The sequence below is a fragment of the Sphingomonas sp. genome (genome assembly GCF_042091075.1).
Classification (GTDB): domain Bacteria; phylum Pseudomonadota; class Alphaproteobacteria; order Sphingomonadales; family Sphingomonadaceae; genus Sphingomonas.
Genome location: NZ_JBELIE010000027.1, coordinates 2789 through 9800 on the forward strand (window position 1 = coordinate 2789; position 7012 = coordinate 9800).

A 7012-nucleotide genomic window follows, 5' to 3' on the forward strand; every position below is an offset into this window, starting at 1 on the left:
CATCGCATCCGGCCCATAAGCGATCGTGGCGTCCGGCGCGGGGCGCGGTCGCGCGGTGAGGTCTTTCCAGGTCAATGGCGTAAAGGCGGGCATCGCGGCGGGCAGGCATGCCGCGAGGAGGGGAAGGAGCGCAAGGCGCAGCGATGGCCGGGGGCGGATCATGCGATGGATGTAGCGGGGGACGGGAGGCGACGTCACGCCGGATCTGACGCGGCGTGACGCGCGTCGGACACGCGCGTTTTCGCACCGGCAAGCGCTGCGGGTGGCGCGGGCGGCGACCGCGTCTGAGCACCACCCCCCTTAACGAACCGCTCCATGCCTGTTACGCGCAACGTCACCCATGGCGAGCGATCTGACCGACCTTCCCGAAAACCCGCCCGTCGGCATCTTCGACGCGCCGTTCGACAGCGCCTTGAGCGAACGGTATCTCGTCTATGCGCTGTCAACGATCACCGCGCGGTCGCTGCCCGACGTGCGCGACGGGCTGAAGCCGGTGCATCGGCGGCTGCTGTGGGCGATGCGGCTGCTGCGGCTCGATCCGGCGGCGGGGTACAAGAAATGTGCCCGCGTGGTCGGAGACGTCATCGGCAAATATCACCCGCATGGTGACCAGTCCGTCTATGATGCGATGGTGCGCCTCGCGCAGGATTTCGCGCTTCGCTATCCGCTGGTCGACGGCCAGGGCAATTTTGGCAATATCGATGGCGATAACGCCGCCGCCTATCGCTACACCGAAGCCCGTCTGACGCAGGTCGCGATCGACCTGATGGACGGGCTGGATGAGGATGCGACCGAATTCCGCCCGACCTATAACGGCGAGGAGCAGGAACCGGAGCTGTTTCCGGGCGCCTTCCCCAACCTGCTGGCCAATGGGGCGAGCGGGATCGCGGTCGGGATGGCGACCAGCATCCCGCCGCACAACGCCGCAGAATTGCTAGACGCCGCGATCGCGCTGATCGATGACCGCGGCGTTGACCCGTTGACGTTCGTGCGCGGGCCGGATTTTCCCACCGGCGGTCTCGTGGTCGATCCGCCCGCGGTGCTGCGCGAGGCCTATAATACCGGCCGGGGCGGTTTCCGGGTGCGCGCGCGCTGGACGATCGAGCGCGAGAAGGGCGGCGCCTGGCAGATCGTCGTCACCGAAATTCCCTATGGCGTGCCGAAGGGCAAGCTGATCGAGCAGATCGCCGGGCTGATCAACGATCGCAAGCTGCCGATCCTGGCGGACATCCGTGACGAAAGCGATGCGGAGATCCGCGTCGTGCTGGAACCGCGTAGCCGCACGGTCGATCCGCAGGTGTTGATGGACGGGTTGTTCCGGCTGTCGGACCTCGAAACGCGCGTGCCGCTCAACCTCAACGTTCTCGACAAGGATCGCACCCCGCGCGTGATGTCGCTGCGCGATGCGCTGGCGGCGTGGGTCGATCATCAATTCGTCGTGCTCCGCCGCCGGACCGAGCATCGCCTGGGCAAGATCGCCGACCGGCTGGAACTGCTGGGCGGCTATATCATCGCATTCCTCAACCTCGATCGCGTGATCGAGATCATCCGCACCGAGGATGAGCCGAAGGCGGTGATGATGGACGAGTTCCAGCTGACCGATCGGCAGGCGGAGGCGATCCTCAACATGCGGCTGCGGTCGTTGCGCAAGCTGGAGGAGATGGAACTTCGCCGCGAGCGCGACGCGCTGGAGAAGGAGCAGGCGACGCTCACCGCGCTGCTGGCGTCGGACGCGAAGCAGCGGACCCGGCTGAAGCGCGACTTCACCAGGATCCGCGATCGTTATGGCGCCGAGACCGCGCTGGGGCGGCGTCGAACGACGATCGAGGAACAGGCCGCCGCGCGCGACATCCCCCTTGAGGCGATGATCGATCGCGAGCCGATCACCGTGATCCTGTCCGAGCGCGGCTGGTTCCGCGCGATGAAGGGGCATGTCGATCTGTCGGCACCCGAGACGCTGAAGTTCAAGGAGGGCGATGGGCCCGGTTTCGCCTTCCACGCGCATACCACGGACAAGCTGTTGCTCGCGGCGGCGAACGGGCGCTTCTACACATTGGCGGCGGACAAATTGCCGGGTGGGCGCGGTTTTGGCGAGCCGGTGCGCGCCTCGATCGATCTGGAAGGCAGCGTCGGCATCGTCGCGTTGCTGCGCGCGGCGGCGGCGGCGAAGTTGCTGGTCGCTGCCAGCGACGGGCGCGGCTTCATCGTGGCCGCGAGCGAGGTGATCGCGGAAACGCGCAAGGGCAAGAACGTGATGACACCGAAGCCCGGTGCGCGGCTGACCGTCGTCCGTCCGGTGGCACCCGGCGATGATTATGTCGCGGTGATCGGCGATAATCGCAAGCTGGCGATCTTTCCGCTGGTCGAACTACCCGAAATGACGCGCGGACAGGGCGTGCAACTGCAACGTTATCGCGAAGGTGGCCTGTCGGACGCGCGGACGATCGTCTTTGCGGAGGGGCTGAGCTGGACGATGGGAGGCGACAGCGGAAGGACGCGCACCGAGAGTGATTTGACAGCGTGGCGTACCGCGCGGGGCGCTGCCGGTCGCATGCCACCCACCGGTTTTCCCCGCGACAATCGCTTCTGACGGCGGTGACGGCCCGGCCGTGCGACGCAACCGCCGGATCGGGTAAGGAAACCCCGGCTTAACGCTTCCCGCGCTACGCCGCTCATGATGGCAAACGTGTCGAGAGTGGCGGCGGTAAGCAAAAGTACCCCGATCGTGGTCAGCCCAGGGCTGTCGGCGAGCGAGGGCGCTCTCGAATTGATTCCGATTCCGCTGGCGATCGCGCGACTGAACGGCACCGACGCGACCTGGGAGATTCACAACCGCTTTTTTGCGCGCGCGGGCCTGCAGCATGACGGGGGACTGCTGGACGTCGCCCGCGAGTTTCTGGATTCGGGGGCATTGCGTGCAGATCGCGCGTGGCAGGCCGGGGCGGCGGTCGAGCGGCGCCACTACGAGATGCATTTCGCGCGGATCACGCATCGCGCCGAACCCGTCTGCATCATCTCCTTCGTCGACCAGACCGCCGAGGTGCGGACCGAGGATACGTTGCGCCGCGAGATGGCGACCGACAGTCTGACCGGCCTGGCCAACCGCGGTGGCTTCACCGACGCGCTGGAGGCGATGATCGCCGATGGGGCGCAGCGCTGGGCGGTGCTGATGGTCGATCTGGAGCGGTTCAGCCGTTTCAACGCCTGTCTGGGATCGATGGCCGGCGACGAATTGCTGATCACCGTGGCGCGACGCATCAAGGGCGCGTTGCGCAGCCGCGACGTACTGGCCCGTACCGGGGGGGACGAGTTCGGGATCCTGTTGCGGATCGATCAGGACGCGCAGGAGGCGGATCATGTCGCGCGCCGGATCCGGGACATTCTGTCGACGCCGTTCCGGCTGAGCGACTATGAGATACGTGTGTCGTGCGCGGTCGGCATCGCGTTTGGCGACCGCACCGTGTCGGACGCCGAGGACGTCATTCGCCATGCGCAGGTGGCGATGAAAAAGTCCAAGGGTTCGAAGCTTGCGGAGGCCTATCATACGCGCGCACTCGATTCCGCGCGTGAGGAATTCGCGATGGAAACCGCGCTGCGTCGCGCGATCGAGAACGACCAGTTGTCGCTCGTCTATCAGCCGATCTGCGATCTGGCGACCGGGCGAGTCAGCGGATTCGAGGCGCTGGCGCGCTGGACCGACGAATATGGCCAGAGCCACAGCCCGGTGCGCTTCATTCCGGTGGCGGAGGAATCGGGGCTGATCGTTCCGCTCGGCCGCTGGGCGCTCGATACCGCGGCCCGCACGCTCGCCGACTGGGACCGGAGCGCCGGGGGATCATGCGGCGTCACCGTATCGGTGAACCTGTCGGCGATCCAGTTGCAGCGCGACAATATCCCGGCAGCGGTGCGGCATGCGCTCGAAACCGCCGGGCTGGCGGGGGAACGGCTGAAACTGGAACTGACCGAAAGCGCGATCATCGCCGACCCCGATCGCATGTCGCGCGTGCTGCTGGGTCTGCGCGGCCTCGGTTGCACGATCGCGATGGACGATTTCGGTACCGGCTTTTCGAACATGGCGTCGTTGCAGCGGCTGCCGATCGATATCCTGAAGATCGATCGCAGCTTCGTCACGGGGCTGTTGAGCGATCGCGACAAGGTGGCGATCGTGCGTGCGATCCTCGGTCTTGCCCAGGCGCTGGGGATGCGCACCGTGGCGGAGGGGATCGAGGCGCCCGAGGTCGGCCAGACCCTTGCCGCGCTGGGGTGCCATTACGGGCAAGGCTATGCTTATGCCCGACCGCTCGAACCCGCGGCTGCCTATGCCTTTCTGGCGGCCACCAACGTCTGAGCCGTTTCCTCGTCAGCGATGACGGCAACGCGCTCGGCATCGGGAAATCCTTCCGCGATCCAGCGATCCTCGATACGGCGCAGCGTCCGTGCGACATCGGGGCCTTTGGTCACCCCGCGCGCCACCAGCGCGCCACCGCCGATCGGCAAGGGCGGTACGCTCCAATCGTGTAACGGGCTTGGGTCCGCACCCGCGAGCAGCAAACGGTCAAGCGCGCCGGCGGCGCCGACGCGATAGGCGAGTGCACGCGCGCCCTCGCTGCCTGCCCCGGCGCTCGCCTGGATCAGCCGCTTGCGATCGTTGTTGGACAGTTTCAGCCGGGCGCCAACCGCCTCCGCTGCCGCTGGCGGGATCAAGGCGGCAAGCCGCCTGATCGCGTCGGGCGGCACCTGCGCCGTCGCCTCGCGTGCGGCCAATCGTTCGAGCCGATCGATGCCAGCGCTATCGATCTCGGGCAACACCGGGCGGAGGATGCCGCTGTCGTGCATCAGCCGCACCGCCTCCACCGCGTGACGAGCGACCAGCAGCTTGAGCAATTCGGCCGCGATCCGCTCGCGGCTCAGCGCCATCAGGTCGTTCGCACGATCGATGCAGGCCGCCAGCCCCGGCGCATCGATCGTCTGACCGAAGCGCGCGTGGAATCGGAAGAACCGCAGGATGCGCAGATGATCCTCGGCGATCCGTTCCAGCGGATTGCCGATGAACCGCACCCGCCCGGCCCGAAGATCGTCGAGCCCGCCGAACCAGTCGGTCACCTCACCGGAGAGCGGGTCGGCATAGAGCGCGTTGATCGTGAAATCCCGACGCGCCGCGTCGGCACGCCAATCGTCGGTGAAGGCAACCACGGCATGCCGGCCATCGGTGGCGATGTCGCGGCGCAGCGTCGTCACTTCCACCACCGTTCCTTCGCTGACCGCGGTGATCGTCCCATGCGCGATGCCGGTCGGTATCGCGCGGATGCCCGCGCTATCGAGCCTGCGAACGACCTCCTCCGGCGGGAAGGTGGTGGCGATGTCGATGTCGCTGACGGAATCGCCCAGGCCCAGCAGCGTGTCGCGCACCGCCCCCCCGACGAAACGCGCCTGTCCGCCGGCCGCATCGAGCGCGGTGGCCAGCCGTGCCAGTCCGGGGCGATCCTGCCATGCGGCGTGGGGCAACAGCGTTGCGCCGTTCACGCCGCCGCCGCCAGTCGCCGTGCAAGATTGACGATCATCCCGGCGGTCGCCCCCCAGATCCGCCGCTCCTCCCACAGCATCTCGTAATAGAAGCGTTCCTGCCCCTGCCACATGGTGGAGGCGGAGCGATGATTGGCGCTGTCGAGCAGAAAATCGAGCGGCACCTCGAAGACGCTCGCCACCTCCGCCTCGCTCGGCGTGAGCGACAGGTCGGGCGGGACGATCCCGATCACCGGGGTGATGCTGAAGCCGGTGCCGGTACGGTAGCGGTCCGAGATGCCGATCACCTCCACCGCATCCGGGGGAAGCGCGATTTCCTCGAACGCCTCGCGCAGCGCGGCGGTGATCGGATCCTCGCCGGGATCGATACGGCCGCCCGGAAATGCCACCTGGCCGGCGTGCTTGCGCAACGTCTCGGTACGCTGGGTCAGGATCACGCCGGGGCGCGGGCGGTCAGTGATTGGCACCAGCACCGCCGCCGCGGTCAGCGCGTCATGCGCGGGCAGGTCATCCCGGTCGCCGACGATCAGCATCGTTTCCCGATGCGATACCAGCGCGGCCGCCAGCCGCTCCGCGAGCGTCATCATGCGGTCGCGACGAGCGGGAAGAAGGCGCCCGCGCTCCACACGCCTGGCGGTGTATCGCCCAGATCCAGCGCGATATTCGCCAGTTCGTAATACAGCGCGCGCGATACCAGCGCGTCGAGCCCGCCACGCACGCGCAGATACGGGTGCGGGCCATCGTCCCGCTCCTCGAAGCGTAGCGGATGGTCGGCGGAGGCGGTCACCATCTCGCCGGTGTTGAGCCGGAACGCGAGCATGGTATCGCGACCCGTTCCCTCAACCTTCATCTCGACCGCGACGAACGGCGCATCCTCGACCGCGATGTCGAGTTTTTCCCCCGGCGTGACGAGCACGAAGCCGCCGTCGGGCTCGCGCCGCAGGATACGGCTGAACGCGCGAACCATCGCCGCGCGGCCGATCGGCGTCCCTTGGTGGAACCACGTGCCATCGCGGGCGATCCGCATCTCGCTGTCACCGCAATGCGCGGGATGCCAGCGGTCGACGGGCGGCAGACGATCGCCGTCACTCAGCCGCGCGATATCGGCGATTGTCAGCGTGTCGAAATCGGGGGGCGCGGCCATCGGCATGCACGCCAGTTAGGGTCGGGGGACGCCCGGGTAAAGGTGCCCTCGTCACGCCGGCACCGTGGCGCGCGGTGCGATGATGCCATCTCCCGCCGGGATCGCCGGCCCGCGCGCGAGCAGGCGATGCCGCTCGACCGGGCCGGGCAGGCGCCACCCGCCGGTCGCGTCGGCGGAAAAGCCGAAGAAGCGGCCGTAATAGGCCGGATCGCCGATCAGCATCGACGTCAGCCCGCGCGAATCCGCGGCATCGAGCGCGGCCTGCATCAGGCGGCGGCCCAATCCCCCCTGTTGCCGTTCGGGTGTGACCGCCACCGGCCCCACCAGCACCATCGGCACGTCGCG

The 7012-nt window shown here is 67.7% G+C and carries 6 protein-coding genes; 2 read left to right on the forward strand and 4 right to left on the reverse strand.

Annotation, left to right across the window (positions count from 1 at the left end; translation table 11 throughout):
* Positions 1–340 precede the first annotated feature (340 nt).
* Together parC and ACFDSW_RS04530 are read left to right on the forward strand one after the other, a co-directional pair.
* A complete protein-coding gene (gene parC, locus ACFDSW_RS04525; RefSeq protein ID WP_375249085.1) occupies positions 341–2590 on the forward strand; it encodes a DNA topoisomerase IV subunit A in 2250 nt (749 codons plus the stop codon).
* 87 nt (positions 2591–2677) lie between these two features.
* Complete coding sequence (locus ACFDSW_RS04530; protein WP_375249086.1) at positions 2678–4348, forward strand: putative bifunctional diguanylate cyclase/phosphodiesterase; 1671 nt, start codon at positions 2678–2680, stop codon at positions 4346–4348.
* Here ACFDSW_RS04530 and ACFDSW_RS04535 read toward each other — a convergent pair.
* The 4 genes from ACFDSW_RS04535 to ACFDSW_RS04550 all read right to left on the reverse strand — a co-directional run.
* The gene (locus ACFDSW_RS04535; protein ID WP_375249087.1) at positions 4318–5523 is read right to left on the reverse strand and encodes a CCA tRNA nucleotidyltransferase; all 1206 of its coding nucleotides are present in this window, start codon (positions 5521–5523) and stop codon (positions 4318–4320) included. The two genes, ACFDSW_RS04530 and ACFDSW_RS04535, sit on opposite strands and share 31 nt — an antisense overlap.
* Positions 5520–6107, reverse strand: a complete 588-nt coding sequence (locus ACFDSW_RS04540; RefSeq protein WP_375249090.1) for a CoA pyrophosphatase — start codon at positions 6105–6107, stop codon at positions 5520–5522. Before ACFDSW_RS04540 ends, ACFDSW_RS04535 begins: the two co-directional genes overlap by 4 nt.
* Positions 6107–6673, reverse strand: a complete 567-nt coding sequence (locus ACFDSW_RS04545) for a DUF1285 domain-containing protein (RefSeq protein ID WP_375249088.1) — start codon at positions 6671–6673, stop codon at positions 6107–6109. Before ACFDSW_RS04545 ends, ACFDSW_RS04540 begins: the two co-directional genes overlap by 1 nt.
* A gap of 45 nt (positions 6674–6718) precedes the next feature.
* Positions 6719–7012, reverse strand: a 294-nt coding sequence (locus ACFDSW_RS04550; protein WP_375249089.1) for a GNAT family N-acetyltransferase, incomplete at its 5' end; no start/stop codon positions are given.